This is a genomic window from Pontibacter pamirensis, from assembly GCF_010015475.1.
In the GTDB taxonomy this organism is placed as follows: Bacteria; Bacteroidota; Bacteroidia; order Cytophagales; family Hymenobacteraceae; genus Pontibacter; species Pontibacter pamirensis.
Genome location: NZ_SSNI01000004.1, coordinates 150,781 through 169,109 on the forward strand (window position 1 = coordinate 150,781; position 18,329 = coordinate 169,109).

Here is an 18,329-nt window from a genome sequence, read left to right on the forward strand (position 1 = left end):
CTGGTCAATTGTAGCTGAGAAACATCATTCCTTCTGGATTGCTGGTACAGATTTGTACAGCTTTAGATGTATATAACTGAGTTCAGCGAACAAAGAAGCAAGTGCTTAATCTGCCATGGTTTAAACTTATACATGTTACGCTCACCCAGCCATACAACTCATGAACATTGTAGATTTGCGCGTCATGCGCGGACCAAACTACTGGTCAGTTAAGCATCCCAAGATTATTGTCCTTAAACTGGAGCTGGAATCCCTCAGCCACAAACTAACAAACGACATCCCGGGTGTTCTTCCAGGATTAAAGAAAAAGCTTCCTGGTTTGCTGAAGCATCGCTCTGTAGAGGGAGTGGAGGGTGGTTTTTTCAAGACTGTGGATGCCGGTACCACTTTCGCACATGTCGTGCAGCACGTGGCGCTGGAGCTTCAGACAATGGCGGGAATGGAGTGTGGCTATGGTCGGTGCTATCCCGCGCATGAGGAAGGGCATATGGTGGTTGTGTTCTCGTACCAAGAGGAGCGGGCAGGGGAGTATGCTGCTTATGCCGCTTTGCGTATCACCAAGGCCCTTGTGAAAGGTGAAAAGTATAAGGTGAGTGATGATGTTAACCGCTTACACCAAATCCGGGAAGACGAGTTTTTTGGGCCGAGTACTTATTCTATTGTTTCAGAAGCTCTGAGCAGGGGTATACCTTATATTCGCCTTAACAGCCATTCACTTATCCAGTTGGGATACGGAAAGTATCAGAAGCGCATACAGGCTACCTTGACCTGTAAAACAGCTTGTTTTGCTGTAGAAATAGCCGGAGACAAAAGAGCGACAAAGGCGATACTTAGTGAGTCAGGTATACAGGTGCCCAAAGGCTCTACCGTTTACGACGAGGAGGAACTGAAGCGAGCGATTGACTGGCTGGGTTTTCCGGTGGTGATAAAGCCGCTTGATGGTAACCACGGGAAAGGAGCCTCTATCAATGTAACTAATCTTAAAGATGCCCTGAGTGGTTTTGCTGAAGCCCGCAAATTTTCCGCTGGTATAATTGTGGAGCAATACATCGAGGGCTCTGACTTCAGGCTTCTCGTCATTAACGGTCGGTTTGTAGCGGCTGCCATGCGCACACCTGCTAGGGTGATCGGCGACGGCACCTCCACCATCAAACAGTTAATCAACAAAGAGAACATGGACCCGAAGCGGGGAGTCGGGCACGAGAAGTCTCTCACCAAAATCAAATTTGACAAGCACTCCAGGAGCATCCTTAAGAGCAGGAACCTGACCACTGATGCTGTTTTGCAGGAAGGTGAGACCCTTTACCTTAAGAGCACAGCCAATATCAGTACGGGTGGCACAGCAACTGATGTGACAGACCTGGTGGACCCTTACAACATTCTGATGGCTGAGCGCATCGCTGGCCTTGTAGGGCTTGATATATGTGGCATAGACGTGATGACGACCGACATTGCCATACCATTAAACGAAACGCGCGGTGCCGTGCTGGAGGTAAATGCTGCTCCAGGCTTTAGAATGCATGTCTCACCGGCATATGGCCTTCCACGCAATGTGGCAGAGCCTGTTATTGATATGCTGTTCCCGCACAATCAGCCGTCACGCATACCAATAATAGCCATAACAGGCACCAACGGTAAAACCACGACCACCCGCCTTATTGCGCACATGGTTAAGGCAAATGGCTACCAGGTAGGTTATACCACCACAGATGGCATTTATATCCAGGATAAACTGCTGGAGAAGGGAGATACCACCGGCCCTTACAGTGCTGAGTTCGTGCTGAAAGACCCTACAGTGAACTTTGCCGTTTTAGAATGTGCCCGTGGCGGCCTCTTACGCTCTGGTCTCGGCTTTCAGCAATGCGATATCGGTATAGTCACCAACGTAAGTTCTGATCATCTGGGGTTGCGCGACATTCATACCCTGGAGGAGTTGGCGCAGGTGAAAGCAGTAATACCAAAGAGTGTGAGCAAGGATGGGTATGCTGTTTTAAATGCAGATGATGACCTGGTATATGCTATGGCTGAAGGTTTAGACTGTAAAATAGCTTTCTTCAGTATGGATGAGGACAACCCGCGTGTACTGCAACACATTGCAGCGGGAGGCCTGGCTGCTGTTTACGAAAACGGCTACATTTCCCTGTTTAAAAACAGCTATAAAATAAGAATAGACCGCGTGGCAGAGATACCACTTACTTTTGGTGGTAAAGCCCGTTTCAACATAGAAAACACCCTGGCTGCTTTGCTGGCAGGCTACATTTCTCACTTTGACAAGGAAAACATCAAAACTTCCCTCCGGACATTTACACCCTCACCGGGCAAAACACCGGGAAGAATGAATCTCTTCAAGTTTCCTGATTATGATGTGCTGGTGGATTATGCGCACAATGTTGGGGGGCTAAAAGCGGTTGGAGAATTTATTAATAGTCTGGATGCTTCTAAAAAAGTTGGCATAGTAGCCGGTGTAGGAGACCGCAGGCAGGAAGACTTGTTTGCGCTGGGACAGGTAGCGGGGCAGATTTTTGATGACGTCATCATACGCCTGGATGCTGATCTGCGCGGTAAAAAGGCAGAAGAGATAACCGGCCCTCTTTTGCGGGGCATTGAAGACAGCGCTCCCGATAAAAAGCCAAAGCTTATACCAGAGGAGATGCGGGCAATTGCTTATGCACTGGAGCATGCTGAGGCCGGATCGATTATTACCATCTTTACTGAGGATATTCAGGAGGCTGTAAAAATGGTGGAGAGCTTTAAAGTGATACAGGATAGAAGAGTGCTCACCGAGTGACATGATGAACTAATATGGTATAATTCTAGAATCAACCTACAAATAAAAAGGCCCCTACCGTATGGCAGTGGCCTTTTTATTTGTAGTGCTGGTGAATAATCTATTTTAAAACAAAAGATGACTTTCCGATCATAAAGCCGTCTGTATAAAGCTCTACTACGTGCTGGCCTTTTTTATACTCGGCATTTTTGTCGTAAGTAAAGCTTAGTTGCTGTTGCGTGTTATCGAAAACGAAATCGCGCTTGGCAGTAAAGTACATGTTTTCTCCGTCTATCTGGAAGGAACCAGAGCCTGTAGCCAAGTTATAGAGTGCTGCTCCGTCAGGCTCAATCAAACGCATGTATACAGTCTTAGGCTCTTTAGCAGCTACATCATTCTTAGCGAGGTTGAAGACAACACGAATTTTGTCTACTCGCCTTGCCCGGAACTCATTATCATTGTCTTCTTTTTCTTTACCACGCTGGTTAATGATATTCACATTCATGTTCTGCGCCTCTAGTTTAGAAGCTAGCTTCACTTTCTCGTTCAGATCACGGTTGCTGGTTTTAAACGTTACCAGGCTATCTGACAGCTGGTTTTGAGTTGTCTTCAGTTCAGTGTTTTCTGTGAATAACACTTCATTGTCTGCCTGCAGCTGCACAATCTCCTCATCTTTCTGCTTCAGTTGTTGCTCAAAAGCCGAGGCTCTGTCGCGGAAACGGCGCTGATCAGCTAAACTATAACTGCGCTTTCTGAAGCCACGCAGTTCGTCCAGGTCAGCACCAATAGCTGCAATCTGGGTTTCCAGAGAGTCGTTTTCCAGGCCCATTGCCTGTAGTTCCTGGCTTTGGCGCTCGAAGTCCGCTTTAAGGGCTTCGTAAACCTTAATCTGGTTCTCCAGTTCATTGTTCTTAACCCGGATAACTTCGGCTTGCTCTTCCGTTTTCTCTTTTTTCTGGTAATTCATGTAAATCAGAATACCATTAATGCTGATCAGGACGACGAGCAGGCCACCAATTAAAAGCTTCCTGTTGCTTCGTTTTTCAGGTGTGTTAGCTGACATATGTGGTTTTAGTTTATTGTTTATGTTAATTTAAGCTTTATTTTAAATAAAACTAATAGCTCAGTCTTAGCAAGCATCAAATATAATATTTTTGATTTATTAATCTACTTTGATGGGGCAACAATTTGATGAAGCATATTGGCAGCACCGTTACCAGTTAAACCAAACAGGTTGGGATGTTGGGGATGTAACGACGCCGCTAAAAAATTATTTTGATCAGTTGCAAAACAAAACAATCCGTATCCTGATCCCAGGCAGCGGCAGTGGGTATGAAGCTGAATACCTGTTTAAGCAGGGTTTTGAGAAGGTATACCTTGTAGACATAGCGGAAGCACCACTTCATAATTTTGCGCGCCGCGTGCCTGGCTTCTCGAAGGAACAACTGCTGCAACAGGATTTCTTCTCGCTGGAAGGGGAGTACGATTTGATAGTGGAACAGACATTCTTCTGCGCCTTTGAACCTTCTTTAAGGTTGGACTATGCCCGCCAATGCGCACATTTGCTCAGACAGGGAGGAAAACTGATGGGACTGCTCTTCGATACTGATTTCACACACGAAGGACCTCCCTTTGGAGGTAACCGAGAGGAGTACAGAACGTACTTTGAGCCATATTTTCATTTTAGGCACTATGATACAGCTTATAATTCCATTCAGCCACGGCAGGGACGGGAGGTGTTTATGCTGTTGCAGAAGAAGTGATACGAAGCTCAACGGCATTTCTGAATTAGAAGTAAGGCTTACTATATGGCTCAGAACAATACTCAATGCATTACTCGTAATTCTTATTTGATATAGTACCTTTGCAATGCCTTTGCGCATAAAAACAAAAGAACCATGTTTGAAATACCAAAACTAAAACACACCGATAGTGGCAACTTTTTTTTAATGGCCGGCCCATGTGCCATCGAAGGAGAGGAAATAGCCATGCAGATTGCTGAGCGTCTGAAAAGCTTAACTGATTCGCTGCAGGTTCCGCTGATTTTTAAGGGCTCTTACCGTAAAGCCAACCGTTCGCGCCTTGACTCTTTTACCGGAATAGGAGATGAAAAAGCACTCCGGATTCTGCAGAAGGTGAGCAGGGAGTTTGATGTGCCAACGGTAACAGATATACATGAAACAACAGAGGCTGCCATGGCTGCCGAGTATGTGGATGTGCTGCAGATACCTGCTTTCCTCTGCCGCCAAACCGATTTATTAGTTGCAGCTGCCAATACAGGTAAAGTAGTCAATATCAAGAAGGGGCAGTTCCTGTCTGGTGCTGCCATGCGCTTTGCCGTTGAGAAAATACACGATTCTGGTAACAAGAAAGTGATTCTGACCGATAGAGGAAATTCTTTCGGTTATTCAGACCTGGTGGTGGATTTCCGGAATCTGCCTGAAATGAAAGCCTTAGGGGCACCTGTGGTGATGGATGTAACACACTCTTTGCAGCAGCCAAACCAAAGTTCAGGTGTAACAGGAGGCAAACCTGCTTTGATTGAAACAATCGCTAAGGCGGCCATTGCAGTTGGGGCTGATGGCCTGTTCATAGAAACGCATCCGCAGCCAGGTATAGCTAAGTCTGATGGTGCTAACATGCTGCCGCTGGACCAGTTAGAAAACCTGCTTAAAAAGCTTATCCGCATTCGCCAGGCAGTAGCATAAGCATGGAATGAAGACAAAGGACAAAATACTTCATGATAATACTGGTCTTTTGTCCTTTACCCTTCGTTTGAATTCAGTACTTAAAAATTTAAAGTAAAATGCTCTTTGGGTTGCGTGGTCCTGAAAAAGACGAGGCCTATATGGTAAAGGTCCACTGTCTGCATGACTTGCGGATGTTGTTTTATTTCTTGCCAGGCACGCTTCATTTCTCCTGACCAATAGATATCATCTATCACAAACAGGCTGTACTCTTGCTTTTTTTTGAGGCAGGTGTTAAAATACTGCATGGTGGGGGTATAGCGATGGTTCCCGTCGAAGAAGGCGAAGTCCAGTTGCGGTATCTGCTGCAGCTGTTCTTCTAATGTGTCGCTCAGGTTGCCCATAATAAGCTGCACTTGTTTTAGCCCTAGCTGGCTGAAGTTTTCGCAGGCTACTTTGGCTATGTTAGGGCATCCTTCAAAAGTATAAATTGCTGCCTCTTTGCGTGCCTCACCTAAATAGGAGGTGGTAATGCCAAGTGATGTGCCTAAGTCAAAAATTGTTTGCGGCTGCAAGTAGTTAACCAGCCGGAAAAGCAATTGCCCATATTTAGCGGTTTTAGCTGAAGATCGGGCAATTGCTTTTACCTTCCGTTGCTGCTGTTTTAGCATTTTCGATCCTGCTCCTAAATCCGTTACCTGTAACAGGCGGTTGTCCTGCAACATTGTCTCACGAAGCGTCTCTACCCGATCATAAGCCAGGAAATGACCGTCGTGCATTAAAACGTTGTGGTACAGGTCGAAAATGAAAGGGGAGTGGACACCGTGCAAATTAAACGCACGTTTCCGGTACAGCAGGTAGTCAGCAGCTAGTTGAAGAGAAGACACAGGTCGTGGTTTGGGAGGCAGAATACAGGAGAAGCGAAACGAGTACTGCTTTGCTTTACATGCTGGCGCAGGTAATCGTGCTATACCCGTTCCTTGTTATTTTAATTCAGTTTATAAGGTACAACTAAGGTAAACTCTGGAATGGTGACGTGAAACTGGCGGCCGTCAATTAACCGCTCCATCAGGTATGTGCCGCGCATTTTGCCAATACCTGTTTTCAGGTTGCAACCAGATACATACTCATGCATCTCGCTTGGCTCCAGCACCGGTTGCTGCCCTACAACTCCTTCTCCTTCTACCTCACGCACCACACCTGTTGCATCGTGTATGTGCCAGTGGCGTCGCAACAGCTTAACAGTGAACTCGCTGTGGTTTTCGATTTTTATTTTATACGCAAAAACAAAGTGCTGCTGCACCGGACTGGAGTAGTCTGGCAGATAGTTGGCCGTAACCGTGATCTTTACTCCTTCAGTTGTTTTTGTATCCATGTTCCAATGTTTTTTGTATACTTAACAACCAGTGCAGTAGCTGCAGGCTGCTTCAGTGGAATTTACTCTCTTAACCTAACCCTCAAGCTTAGTAACGCATGAATGTAAAGATAGAAGAAAGCTGGCAGAATGTATTGCAAGATGAATTTGAAAAGCCTTATTTCAAAAATCTTGTTTCTTTTGTTAAAGACGAATACACCACTCAAAAAGTTTATCCCGTGGGCAATCAAATATTTAATGCTTTCCAGAAATGCCCTTTTGATGAGGTGAAGGTGGTGATCCTGGGGCAGGACCCCTACCATGGCCCCAACCAGGCAAATGGTCTCGCTTTTTCTGTGAGCGACAAGGTACGTGTGCCGCCATCCTTGCTTAACATTTTTAAGGAAATCAAAAATGACCTAGGCAAAGATATGCCCACCACCGGCAACCTGGAGCGCTGGGCAGAGCAGGGGGTGTTACTGTTAAACGCTACCCTTACTGTACAGGCCGGAAAAGCGGGGTCACATCAGAAGAAGGGTTGGGAAGAATTTACAGATGCCGTGGTGCAGAAAGTGAATGATCTGAAGGAAAATGTGGTATTTATGTTGTGGGGAGCTTATGCGCAGAAAAAGGGTGCCTTTATAAATGAAGAGAGACATCTTGTGCTAAAAGCGGCACATCCTTCCCCTTTTGCTGCTGATCGGGGCTTTTTCGGGAGCCACCACTTCAGCAAAGCTAATAAATACTTACAGGAGCATGGTAAAGAGCCAATAGAGTGGTAGCTACCCTCTAAAGTACATACTTAAGCTTTTCCGTGAGTAAAGGGATATGTTATAGAAACACTGATACAATGCTAAAGATATACCATAATAACCGTTGCAGTAAAAGCCGCCAAACACTGGAATTGATTAAAGATTCAGGACAGGAGGTAGAGGTTGTCGAATACCTGAAAACACCACTAACTGCCGCCGAACTGCAGGACGTACTGCAGAAACTGAACATGAAGCCAGAGCAATTACTGCGGAAGAACGAGGCCCTTTATAAAGAGGCATATAAGGGTAAAAGGATGACGGACCAAGAGTGGATACAGGCGATGGTTGACCACCCCGTGTTAATAGAGCGGCCTATTGTCGTGAAAGAAGATAAAGCCGTGTTAGGACGTCCGCCAGAGAATGTGCAGGAGTTGCTGTAAGGAACCTGAGACGCTTTTAGTATTATCCATGCACTTGATGAAGCGGCAAGTATAGATTCAACGAAACGGAAACAAAAAAAGCCAGACCTGTCATGTCTGGCTTTTCAATTTGTGAGGTTTGAACTTTATTCGATTGTCTTGAATAAGCGGCTCCAGCGAATTCTGTCAAAGAAGCTGCCTTCCGGATTAGTAGACATCCAAATCATGACGGCTTTACCAACTAAGTGGTCTTCGGGTACATAGCCCCAGTAGCGGGAGTCAAGAGAGTTATGGCGGTTATCACCCATCATGAAGTAATAGTTCTGCTTAAAGGTATACTCGTTCACTTCAGCACCGTCTATAAATAACTTTCCATCACGTATGTCCACATTTTCATTGCGCTCATACTCCAAGATAACTTTTTCGTAAAAAGGCAGCGTTTCCGGTGTAATAGCCACTGTGGCACCTTCTTGGGGAATATAAATAGGGCCGTAATTATCTTTGTTCCACTCATACCTGCTTGGCACTTGTGGGAATACTTCCGGATCAGCTTTGCCAGGCAGGTCCTTCAGCAGAATAACATCTGTGATAAAATTCAACTGTGCCATTTGCGCGGCCAGCTCCGGAGATGCATCTACTACATAGCCGTTTTCATAAGGTATTACATCGCGCAAGTTTATATTGCGGTCCTGGAAGAACTTCTCTGACAGTTGTGTATTAGGCACCAGCAGGTACTTATACTGCAGGCCGTCGGGCGCATCAACCGCATTGCCGTTGATGAACACCTGCATGTCTCTTACCTCAAGCGAATCTCCGGGTAAGCCAATGGCACGCTTAATATAATTGGTGCGCAAGTCAGCGGGGTGCTCTTCTTCCGGCGGATAATTAAATACAACTACATCATTGTGTTTTACCTTCGAAAAGCCTGGCAGGCGGTGAGGCTCCAGTTGAATAGCATCAGAATAGGAGGGGATGTTGGTTCCCCAGATCGTCTGGTGTGTTAAAGGAACCTGTAGCGGCGTGATGGGGGTGCGGGGCCCGTAATGCAACTTGCTTACAAATAGGAAATCACCAACCAGCAACGACTTCTCCATAGACGGAGTAGGAATAGTATAAGCCTCAAATGTTGCCCAGCGGATCAAACTGGCTGCCACCACCGCGAAGATGATAGCATCGCCCCATTCACGGGCAAAACTCTTCTTTTTTTTCGGCGCCTTTGTTACTGGTTTCTTTTCCCAGAATTTCACTTTCATCTGCAATAGCTATGGTTACAGGTTTAGCATGTCCTTCATGCCGTATACGCCTTCGCGGTCTATAAGCCACTCAGCTGCCATTACGGCACCTTCGGCAAAACCTGTGCGGCTATGGGCAATATGGCCAAGTTCTATTTTGTCAACTTCAGAGGCATAGGTAACAATGTGCGTACCAACCACATCAGGTTCACGCTCAGAAGTGATGTTTAATTTACTTTTTTCTTCCGGATTATCAGCCACCCAGCCTTCTAAATTTATGTAGCTTGATAGAATGCCCTCTGCCGCTGTTATGCCGGTGCCACTAGGTTTGTCTACTTTCTGCAAATGGTGCACCTCTCTAATGGAAACATCGTAAGCCTTATATGTCTGCATCTTGCTGGCAATGTATTCATTGAAGTGAAAGAACAGATTTACTCCCACACTATAATTAGACGCATAGAAGAAGGCTCCTTTCTTCTTAAGGCACAAGGCAACAGCCTCTTCAAATTTATCTAACCAACCCGTAGAGCCAGACACAACCGGTATGCCATGCACCAGGCAGTAGGATACATTACCGAAGGCAGATTCAGGGTGCGTGAACTCAATGGCTACATCAGTATTGTCAGAAGTATAGTTTTTTAATTCTTGGGCATTATCATGGTCTATTTTGCCTATGATTTCATGGCCTTTCGCCAAAGCCGTCTGCTCAATGGTTTTACCCATTTTGCCATAGCCTATCAGGAGAATCTTCATTTCGATCGGGTGTATAAAGTAAAAGTTAAACCAGGTGACACGGAATTTAAAGGACCGGCAACAGGTATAATACCTGGCTGAATACGCAGTGCCAGGTCATCACTCACATCAAACTCCTTCAGGTGACCATGTACATACGCCTCTGCAATTTGCAGCACATGCGCGCCAATAGAAAGCAGAACGGTCAGATCCCGGTTGCGGCGGTAATAATCCCGGCGGTATTTGAGGTTATTGTAAGCTTGACTTCCGATTGTTACGCCGTTACTTACTCCTAAGAAAGGGTGGTCCGCATACTCATCAGTCGATGCCACGCCCTCACTTAAGCGTGTGTTCAATGCAATTCTGTAGCTTTGGTAATTAGTGTGGTTGTCTATCAGGAAGTAACCCAGTACGGCACCAGTTGCATAAACGATAGGTATCTTCCAATAAGCCCTGTTGTAGAACTGGCCGGCTCCGGGTAAAATTGCCGAGTACAATGCTGCCTTGGCTGGCTCGTCCAATTCCTTCAGCTTGCTTAAAAAAAAGCCACCACTATCAGCCAGCGTGTCTGGAGGAATAACCATTACGGAGTCTGGACCAACGGTTATGACCTGCGCGTTTGCAGAAGTATACAAGAACAGTATACTCAGCAGCAGTACTGCAAACCCGGTGTACAGCCTCATGTAGCTTTCTTAGTAGTTTAGGATATCTAAAATACGATTCAGTTCATCCACTGACAGGAAAGGAATCTTGATTTCTCCTTTGCCTTCGTTGTTTGCCTTTACCTGTATCTTCGTGCCGAACTGAGAAGACAGGCGTGTTTCTACGCCTTTCAGTTCCCCATCGTATTTGTTAAACTGTAGCTTTTGCTGATTGTTAGGCTTTTTGTTAGCGTTCTGAAGGTTCCGTACCAGTTCTTCCACCTTTCTCACGGATAACTCTTTGGCAACTACCTCCTTAAACACGTCCAGCTGCTTCTCTATTGTATCAATATTAATGAGCGCGCGGGCATGACCCATGCTGATAATATTGTCGCGCAGGGCAATCTGGATATCTGGTGGCAGTTTGAGCAAGCGCAGGTAATTGGTGACGGTGGTACGCTTTTTACCGACACGGTCTCCCAGTTCCTCTTGCTTCAGGCTACACTCCGACAGCAGGCGCTGATAGGAGAGGGCGATCTCAATGGCATTCAGGTTTTCGCGCTGAATGTTCTCAATAAGCGCCATCTCCAGCATCTGCTGGTCGTCTGCTTTGCGGATATAAGCTGGAATAACAGTTAATCCGGCAATTTTAGAAGCCTGGTAGCGGCGTTCCCCTGAAATTAGCTGATAGCTGTTCTGGTCGAGTTGCCGAACAGTAATTGGCTGGATTATACCTTGTACTTTAATAGACTCCGCCAATTCCTCCAGCGCAGTTTGGTCGAAATGGGTACGCGGCTGGAATGGGTTCGTCTGGATCTGATCTATGGCTATATCTGCGATGGTATTGACTTCGTTTATAGTGGAAGATTCGGTTTTCCCAGTGTACTTGTTACCCTCTAAAAGAGAGCCAAGACCTCTTCCGAGGCCGCCTGTGCGTTTAACTGCTGGTTTTTTGTTGTCAGACATGTAATGGGTAATGGTGTGGTTATTTCGCCAGCTCAACGCTGTTCTTCTCTGCAATTTCGCGGGCTAAGTTAAGGTAGCTTAAGGCTCCCTTGCTTTCCGCATCATGCAGCAGGGCAGGTATACCAAAGCTTGGAGACTCGCTCAACTTAACGTTTCTTGGGATAATGGTGTCAAACACCATCTGCTGAAAGTGCGTTTTCACCTCTTCCACCACCTGGTTACTCAGGCGCAGGCGCACATCATACATCGTCAGCAGAATGCCTTCGATAGCCAAATCAGTGTTCAGGCGCGACTGGATGATTTTGATTGTGTTCAGGAGCTTGCCTAAACCCTCCAAAGCAAAGTACTCGCACTGCACCGGGATAACCACAGAATCTGCGGCGGTTAAGGAGTTTACCGTAATCAAACCCAAAGAAGGAGAGCAGTCGATGATGATAAAGTCGTAGTGCTGCTTCAGGCTCTTCAGCGCCTCCCGCATCTTTTCCTCGCGGTTGGGCACGTTGATCATTTCTACTTCAGCACCCACCAGGTCTATATGTGATGGAATGAGGTCGAGGAAGTCGATGTTAGGCGACTGCAGGATGATTTCCTCCACCTTTACATCCTCTACCATGCACTCATAGATGCTGCTGGTGATGGTAGCCGGATCAAAGCCCAGACCGGAAGTAGCATTTGCCTGTGGATCTGCATCAACGAGTAAAGTCTTGAACTCCAGAGCTGCCAAACTCGCCGCCAGGTTAATGGCGGTAGTAGTTTTGCCAACCCCACCTTTTTGGTTTGCAACCGCGATTATTTTTCCCATTATAAAATTAGAGATTTATAGTTTGACCTATCTCCATCAGAATAAGTTTCTTGTCTACCATTTTCGCAACTTCCTTCACCTGCTCTTTATCTATTTCAATGTACGGGAAGGTATCGTAATGCATCCCAATAACGGTATCTACCTGCACAAAGTCTGCGGCAACCATGGCATCATGTATATCCATGGTAAAGTTATCGCCGATGGGCAGCAGGGCAAAATCCAGATCAAACTGCTCAGGAATGAGCTTCATGTCGTAAGTTAAGGCCGTATCACCGGCAAAGTAAAAGGTCTGAGTTTCAGTTTCCACAACAAAACCTGCAGCAACCCCACCGTTTGAGCCGTCTGGCAATGAACTGGAGTGTACGGCACTTACCATTTTAACAGTTCCAAAAGGAAGGGTAACCTTACCACCAATGTTCATCGGGTGCGTGTTCTCTACTCCTTTGTTGCCGTACCAGGTCGCAATTTCATGAATGGCTATGATGGTCGCCTTGTTATTATTGGCAATTTGCTCTGCGTCGTGCACATGGTCCTGATGGCCGTGCGAGAGCAGGATATAATCTGCTTTTATGTCATTCACGTCTATTGAAGAGGCAAGTTCATTAGGAGAGATAAAAGGATCAAACAAGATGCGGTTGTCCCCGATTTCAAATAAGAAGCATGACTGCCCGAAGTACGTAATATTCATAATGCAGCTGTTTTAGTGTTTTCTTATAGCTATGCAAGATAGCTTAATTTTGCGCAAAGATACAGTTTTTTACCTACAAAGACCGATGCAATTCCGAACCCGCAGTACATTTTTTAAACAAAAGCCGGGTTCTCCCTTTCATGTGCCAGGGACTTTATATGGAAACGGATAAAGAAGGATTTCGGTATAGTATGCTTGCGCTATAATGTAGCTGGTTTCAGATAATGTTAGAACTACCTAAATGCTCTAAGCTGTTGCTTCTCATGCTAACTTAGCACATTGTAGTGTACTTAAAGGTATTTCTAAAAGGCGCTTCAATCTTTCTGATTAGGTATATAGAAGAAGATCTGGCTAAAAGGTAAAAACAAAGAAAGGGCAGCTGAAATTAATCAGCTGCCCTTTCCAGATTACTGGTTTTGCGTATTGTTACAAAACTTATTTAGTAGCAGGACCTGTTTTATGGTCGTTTTTTGGTTTTATCTTATCTACCTCTACGTCCTGCTTTTTCACAGTGTCGCGTATAGTTTCTTCGCGTGTACTGGTTTGTTTTCCTACGTTTACTTCCTCTACCACACGGGCTTGTTTTTCAACCATAGGTACCTCTGCATGCTCAATAAACTCTTTATCACCTTGCTTGAAGGTAGCTAAGTCTTTCTCGCTTGCAGGACGGTTTACAGCGTTGCGCTCTACCCGTACGTGCTCTTCACGCAGGCGCAGATGCTCTTCAACCGGTTTTTCAATAACACGGCTTCTTAAGCGAACGCCACCAGTTTCCACTTCACGCTTTCCTACTTTCATTTCTTCCTGTACTACTGGTATGGAAGAGTTTATCCATTGGGCTCTCTTCTCACGAGGCATTGATTTATATTTCTCTGCACGCTCGTCTACATCAATAGCACCGAATTTATCCAACAGTTCAGCTGCACGCTGTGCTTGGTCCTTAGACTCTGCATGTACAGTTACGATAGAACCGTGTTGGGCAACTTCTGCATATTTGTTCCTGTCATTATCATCTGTAAACAGGTTGCTAAAGAAGTTACTGTCGTTATCAGAATCAGACTTGTTTGCAGCTGTTGCATTTGGATTTGCTGTTTTAGATGCTGTAGGATTTGGCCTGTCTGCCGCTGGGTTAGAGGTCGTGTTAGCTGTGTTAGCTGTACTACCACTTTTATCTTTTGCACCTCTTACGGCAATGTCTATTTTGCTTTCAGGTATTCCGTTCGACATTAACTGTTGTGCGGCCATTTGTGCATCTACTCCATAATCGAATATTCCTATTACTGTTTGTCCTTTCATAGTTTGTGTTTTATATTTGGTTGTATTATACGTCGTAAAGCCTGATTTTCAGACTTTGTTTGGGTTTTCATTGTTTAAGTCAACCCGGTTAACTTTCACTTCTTCTTTACGAAGTGTTATATGTTGGTTTTCTTTTGTTTCGTGCTTCCGTTTCGTCACATGAACTTCCTCTACCAGTTTTAGTCGTTTTGTAACGACTACCTCTTCTTCCAGTACAGAAATGATCATCACGTCCCCTTCATGGCGAACAGGAGGTGGGGGTGAGTCAACGTATTTGTTAATAGCAATTCGCTCTACATTTACTTCTTCATGCACAGTCGGAACATCTACTGTCACTTCCTCCTCATGTACGTCTTTAGAAACATGTACACTGCCAGTCTCCACTGTTTTCTTATGTACCCTTATCTGTTCCTCAACAACCGGAATCACCCTAGGCTGCTGGTCGGCAGTTGTATTTATTTCTGCCGTTTCAGGAGTTTTGGCAGTCTCATTAGCAATAGTTCTACGCTCATCAACAACAGGTTTAGCGTTGTTTTTTGCTGATTCACTTTGCCTGAGCTTCTCCTCAAACTCTGATTGCATTTTATCTGATGATTCCTTCATTCTACTTATGTATGTCCATATTAAAATATAGCTTTGCCGTGATTGCTATCATTAAACAGTCTATATTTTTATACGGTGGTAAGTAGAAATTGTTGGGAAAAATACTGAATCAGTCCAAATAGCAGCAGTAGTGGGAAGAGGTAATTTATCCCTTTTGATGCAGAATAATGTACAAAACTGGTTTTTACTTAGCAGCCTATGGGGAGGCTTTGTTTAGCGGTTAGTACAATGCTTAGCCATTGAATTTACAACCGAGACGAGGGTGTTGAGGAGGTGCGAAATGACATCCGGACGTGATGAAGCATAATGTAGTGCAAAAAAACGTTGTCACTCATACACAGGGAACGGTTGGTATTAATACGTAGGCCTTTTTTTCTCTTCTGCCCGTTGCCATATAAGTGTATGGAGCCACTCCTGAAACTGAATAAGCTCCTGAGGACCACCTTCCTCGTGCCTCACCTGCTTTACCTCCTTGCCGGCCTCGTAAAAGGTAAGGTAGGTGGTGGATATATCGCTCCAGTTTGTGAGGTAGCTGTCTTGCAGGTCTTTGTAATTTAACCTCTCAAGTTCCTGTTTCAGTTGCTGGAGCTCCTCCTCTGACAGCTGCAGTTGTATGGTGTCCTGAGCCAGGGCATTCCTGAATTCTACAAAGCTGATGCTGCCATCTTGGTATATGGTTGCATTGTAGGCAGGGCATGTTCCAAGGCAGGGTGATTTCTGAAAAAGCAAAAGAGGCTGATTTGCTTGTCCTGCTTCTGAATTAGATAGTGCCTGACTTGCATTGCATCCATTCATCAGTAGCCATAGGCATGTTATCAGTGATAGTAAAATATGTCTTTTCATGTATAAATTCCTTTGTCTGTTTTGCCGCTCACTCCGCCGCTGGCAGTTTCCGGAACTGGTTATTTTCGAATTCATAAGCTTCTGGTGTACAATCGCGGCATTCACCATACACGGCAGTAGAGTCTGGCGGGTTGATGATAAATAAGCGGCTATTGGAGGCATACTTTGCTCCAATGTTGCTTTGAAGTTTGTCCAGCACTTTGCCGGTCTCTCTATCTACCACATAATGTTGCTGGCAGTTGGTGCCACAGCCAACAGTTACCACAGTATACCTACCTGCAAAATTGACGCCTTCCTCCAGCCCTTTATTCAGGGCGGTGCGATAGGTACGGATATCGGTATGGCTGCTTTCATCCAAAGGAGCCATTTGGCCCCTATACATATCACCTACATCAAACTGTCCGCTGCGCGTATACTCTTCCTCAGTAATCTGGTAGCGCTGGTAGAGGTCAGGGTTTTGGTTTTCAGAAATAGGCATGGTAACGGAGTCTTCTGCTAACTGTTCGGCTAGCTCAGGATGCGTGCTGGCAATAGTGCCTTCTTCTGTACTTGACTGACAACTGAAAACAGTAAGGGCACAGAGCAATAGGACAGATTTTGCCAGGTTATATAGTGTTTTCTTCATGATATTCCTTCATACGTGCTATGTACATGTATAGCCAATAAAAAAGCCTCTCCGATTCCGGAAAGGCTTTTTTACCTGTATTCATAAAATGAGTTCTATTTTTTTGCTTTGCGTTTCAGCTGCTTTTTTTCTTCAGACTGGCGCATTGCTTCCTGCATGCGTTCTGCAAAAGAAGGACCTGATTTTTTCTTATCCTTGTTCTTCTCCTTATTCTCTTCCAGTTTCGCTCTCACTTTACCCTCATCCACAAACTTACGAATGGCAGCCTGCTGACCAAAGGTTACAATGTTAGAAACAAAGTAGTAGAATGACAGACCGGCAGGGAAGGAGTTCAGCACGAACATGAAGATGACCGGCATCAGGTAGGAGTAAAACTTCATCGGGCCCTGCATGGTGTTCACCTGGTTGTTTGACCAGGTATACAGAATGGTAGAAGCCGTCATCAGGAGCGTAAACATACTTACGTGGTCGCCATAGAACGGAATCGTGAACGGCAGTCTGGCAAAAACATCGTAAGTTGAAAGGTCATTTGCCCACAGGAATGATTCTTGGCGCAGTTCGATTGAGTTTGGAAAGAAGTTAAACATCGCGAACAGGATAGGAATCTGCAGCACCATCGGGATACAGCCACTCATCGGATTCACGCCCATCTCCTGGTAGAGCTTCATAGTATCCATCTGCGTCTTCTGCATGTCACCTTCATTGCGTTCTTTGATGGCGTCGATCTCTGGCTTCAGCACCTTCATCTTCGCCATCGACACATATGACTTATATGTAAGCGGGAAGAGGATAGTTTTAATGTAAAGCACCAGCAGCATAATAATAATACCGTAGTTGGTGATATAGTTCTCCAGGAAGTCAAAGGCAGGTATAATCAGCCATTTATTCACATAAGAGAAAATACCCCAGCCCAAGTCAAGATTTTTGTCGAAATCGTAGCCGATTTCCTTCAGGATGTTATAGTCATTAGGGCCGAAGTAGAACATAAATTCCCCCTCACCTGACAATACATCCTCTGTAGGTATCAGAATTTGGGAAGCCAGTGTTTTTACAACAGTGGTGTCAGCTACGTCTACAGAAGTTTCCAGCTTTGCGCCGGCAAACTGATTGCCTGCAATGATACCGGCCGTAAAGAAGTTCTGCTTGTTGGCTACCCATTTCAGCGGCTCCTCAACAGTCATAGTTTCTGTTTCCTCAGAAATAGAAAGGTAATCGTAACCGTCTTCTGTTGTCGCAAAGTTTATGGTAGACTTGGCCCGGTTCTGCTTCAGGTCATGCTCCAACTGCTTTAGTCTGTCACTCCAGGTAAAGGTCATGGTGTTGCCGCTAACCACGTTATCCAGCCCCTCAAAGTTGAGCTTGTAGCCCATCATGAAGTTCTCGTCGTACAGCGTATACACCTGCTCAATATACTGCCCTTTGCCTAGATCTGCCCTAAAAGTTATCGTCTTGCCAGATATGTTGTCTTCGCCCTGAACCTCTCTTACATCAGTGGCTGTAAAGTAAAGATCTGAAAGCTGAACAGTTTTACCATCGGTGGTGGTGAAGGCAAGATCTGTACTGCTGCTTTCGCTATCAAAGAGCACCAGCGTGTCGCCAAGGTATGACTTATAGTTTTTCAGCAGCACTTCTTCTACCTGCCCGCCTTTTGTGTTGAAAGTAACCTGAATGTTCTGGTTCTCTACGGATACAGTGTTTGCCTCGCCGGTTGCGGCAGCGCCAAAAGCACCCAGAGCAGATGCTCTGCGAGCCTGAACCAGAGAGTCGTCTTCCACAACTGCTGTCTGTTGCAGTTGTTCTACCTTGGCTGTGTCCTGAATGACCACTGCCTGCTGTTCCGGATCCGGACTCGAGAAGAAGAACGAGTAAGCCAGCAGCAGCACGGCAATCAATCCAAAGCCAATTGCTTGATTTCTATCCAT

At 45.5% G+C, this 18,329-nt stretch carries 19 protein-coding genes; 5 read left to right on the forward strand and 14 right to left on the reverse strand.

What is annotated here, in order from left to right:
• The first annotated feature begins 160 nt into the window (after positions 1 to 160).
• Complete coding sequence (gene cphA / locus E1919_RS05865; RefSeq protein ID WP_162052423.1) at positions 161 to 2,788, forward strand: cyanophycin synthetase; 2,628 nt, start codon at positions 161 to 163, stop codon at positions 2,786 to 2,788.
• 100 nt (positions 2,789 to 2,888) lie between these two features.
• Here the strand turns inward: cphA and E1919_RS05870 are convergent, their stop codons facing one another.
• Entirely contained in the window at positions 2,889 to 3,830 is a 942-nt protein-coding gene (locus tag E1919_RS05870) for a hypothetical protein (RefSeq protein ID WP_162052424.1), read from the reverse strand.
• 112 nt (positions 3,831 to 3,942) lie between these two features.
• On the opposite strand from E1919_RS05870, the gene E1919_RS05875 reads away from it, so the two are divergent.
• On the forward strand, positions 3,943 to 4,530 hold the full coding sequence (locus E1919_RS05875) for a methyltransferase domain-containing protein (protein WP_162052425.1): 588 nt from the start codon (positions 3,943 to 3,945) through the stop codon (positions 4,528 to 4,530).
• Positions 4,531 to 4,665: 135 nt separating this feature from the next.
• On the forward strand, positions 4,666 to 5,475 hold the full coding sequence (gene kdsA / locus E1919_RS05880; protein WP_162052426.1) for a 3-deoxy-8-phosphooctulonate synthase: 810 nt from the start codon (positions 4,666 to 4,668) through the stop codon (positions 5,473 to 5,475).
• An 80-nt stretch (positions 5,476 to 5,555) separates the two neighbouring features.
• Here kdsA and E1919_RS05885 read toward each other — a convergent pair whose 3' ends face one another.
• Together E1919_RS05885 and apaG are read right to left on the reverse strand one after the other, a co-directional pair.
• Positions 5,556 to 6,341 (reverse strand): O-methyltransferase, encoded by a 786-nt coding sequence (locus E1919_RS05885; protein WP_162052427.1) that lies wholly within the window; start codon positions 6,339 to 6,341, stop codon positions 5,556 to 5,558.
• 101 nt (positions 6,342 to 6,442) lie between these two features.
• Complete coding sequence (gene apaG, locus E1919_RS05890) at positions 6,443 to 6,829, reverse strand: Co2+/Mg2+ efflux protein ApaG (protein ID WP_115564272.1); 387 nt, start codon at positions 6,827 to 6,829, stop codon at positions 6,443 to 6,445.
• 98 nt (positions 6,830 to 6,927) lie between these two features.
• Here apaG and ung point away from each other — a divergent pair, with 98 nt between their 5' ends.
• Positions 6,928 to 7,590, forward strand: a complete 663-nt coding sequence (ung, locus tag E1919_RS05895) for a uracil-DNA glycosylase (RefSeq protein WP_162052428.1) — start codon at positions 6,928 to 6,930, stop codon at positions 7,588 to 7,590.
• Positions 7,591 to 7,658: 68 nt separating this feature from the next.
• Positions 7,659 to 8,000, forward strand: a complete 342-nt coding sequence (gene arsC, locus E1919_RS05900) for an arsenate reductase (glutaredoxin) (RefSeq protein ID WP_162052429.1) — start codon at positions 7,659 to 7,661, stop codon at positions 7,998 to 8,000.
• Between the two features lie 125 nt (positions 8,001 to 8,125).
• On the opposite strand, the gene lepB is transcribed toward arsC, so the two are convergent.
• The 11 genes from lepB to yidC all read right to left on the reverse strand — a co-directional run bounded on the left by lepB (position 8,126) and on the right by yidC (position 18,329).
• A complete protein-coding gene (gene lepB / locus E1919_RS05905; RefSeq protein WP_162052430.1) occupies positions 8,126 to 9,232 on the reverse strand; it encodes a signal peptidase I in 1,107 nt (368 codons plus the stop codon).
• A gap of 15 nt (positions 9,233 to 9,247) precedes the next feature.
• Positions 9,248 to 9,964, reverse strand: a complete 717-nt coding sequence (dapB, locus tag E1919_RS05910) for a 4-hydroxy-tetrahydrodipicolinate reductase (RefSeq protein WP_162052431.1) — start codon at positions 9,962 to 9,964, stop codon at positions 9,248 to 9,250.
• A complete protein-coding gene (locus E1919_RS05915; RefSeq protein WP_162052432.1) occupies positions 9,961 to 10,626 on the reverse strand; it encodes a DUF5683 domain-containing protein in 666 nt (221 codons plus the stop codon). The genes dapB and E1919_RS05915 overlap by 4 nt, the downstream gene beginning before the upstream one ends.
• Before the next feature lie 9 nt (positions 10,627 to 10,635).
• Positions 10,636 to 11,550, reverse strand: coding sequence for a ParB/RepB/Spo0J family partition protein (locus E1919_RS05920; RefSeq protein WP_162052433.1), 915 nt, complete (start codon positions 11,548 to 11,550; stop codon positions 10,636 to 10,638).
• A 19-nt stretch (positions 11,551 to 11,569) separates the two neighbouring features.
• Positions 11,570 to 12,352, reverse strand: a complete 783-nt coding sequence (locus E1919_RS05925) for a ParA family protein (RefSeq protein ID WP_162052434.1) — start codon at positions 12,350 to 12,352, stop codon at positions 11,570 to 11,572.
• A gap of 7 nt (positions 12,353 to 12,359) precedes the next feature.
• Positions 12,360 to 13,040, reverse strand: a complete 681-nt coding sequence (locus E1919_RS05930) for a metal-dependent hydrolase (protein WP_162052435.1) — start codon at positions 13,038 to 13,040, stop codon at positions 12,360 to 12,362.
• Positions 13,041 to 13,475: 435 nt separating this feature from the next.
• Positions 13,476 to 14,336, reverse strand: coding sequence for a YsnF/AvaK domain-containing protein (locus E1919_RS05935; RefSeq protein ID WP_162052436.1), 861 nt, complete (start codon positions 14,334 to 14,336; stop codon positions 13,476 to 13,478).
• Between the two features lie 48 nt (positions 14,337 to 14,384).
• A complete protein-coding gene (locus E1919_RS05940) occupies positions 14,385 to 14,939 on the reverse strand; it encodes a YsnF/AvaK domain-containing protein (protein ID WP_237144036.1) in 555 nt (184 codons plus the stop codon).
• Positions 14,940 to 15,293: 354 nt separating this feature from the next.
• Positions 15,294 to 15,668, reverse strand: coding sequence for a DUF6438 domain-containing protein (locus tag E1919_RS05945; protein WP_237144038.1), 375 nt, complete (start codon positions 15,666 to 15,668; stop codon positions 15,294 to 15,296).
• Positions 15,669 to 15,810: 142 nt separating this feature from the next.
• Complete coding sequence (locus E1919_RS05950) at positions 15,811 to 16,407, reverse strand: hypothetical protein (protein ID WP_162052438.1); 597 nt, start codon at positions 16,405 to 16,407, stop codon at positions 15,811 to 15,813.
• A 95-nt stretch (positions 16,408 to 16,502) separates the two neighbouring features.
• On the reverse strand, positions 16,503 to 18,329 hold the full coding sequence (gene yidC / locus E1919_RS05955) for a membrane protein insertase YidC (protein ID WP_162052439.1): 1,827 nt from the start codon (positions 18,327 to 18,329) through the stop codon (positions 16,503 to 16,505).